At 68.8% G+C, this 555-nt stretch carries 1 protein-coding gene; it reads right to left on the reverse strand.

Annotated features, from left to right (window positions below; all coding sequences use genetic code 11):
• A partial coding sequence (locus C9414_RS20955; protein WP_181286200.1) for a family 20 glycosylhydrolase occupies positions 1–555 on the reverse strand: 555 nt, incomplete at both ends.

Here is a 555-nt window from a genome sequence, read left to right on the forward strand (position 1 = left end):
GCCGCCAGCTGCGCCGGGTCGTCGAAGTCGATCATGTGCGGCTTCGGCACGCGGTTGCGGAAGGTCACCACCGGCTTGTGCTGGACGATGAACTCCGAAACGATCGATGAGGTATCCGACACCAGCACGTCGGCCGCACGCTGCGCGGCCATCACCTGCTCGGGCTCGATGAAGCGCGCATTGGCACCGGCCAGCGCGCGGTACTGCTCGAACAGCTGTGGCGGGCACTTCGGATGCAGGGTCAGCAGCCAGTAGCGTTCGCCGGCGGCGATGTCGGCGGCGATCTGTGCATGCAGGTGCGGGGCCGCACTGAGGCGTTCGGTGAAGGTCGAGCCGAACAGGATCACCGGGCGATCGCCCGCAGGCGCGCGCAGCGCGGCGCTCTCGCCGCCATCATCGCGGAACAGGGGATCCAGTTTCGGCCAGCCGGTCTCGGCCACCGCGGCCAGGCGCGGGAACAGGTTGTGTTGCAGGCGGGCGTAGCTGCGCGTGTGCTCGGTGAACATGTTGGCCTGCAGGCCGAGGATGTGCCCGCGCTTGTCGGCCGCCAGTTCG

The sequence above is a fragment of the Bacillus sp. Nf3 genome (assembly GCF_003028545.1).
GTDB lineage: Bacteria > Bacillota > Bacilli > Bacillales > Bacillaceae > Bacillus > Bacillus safensis.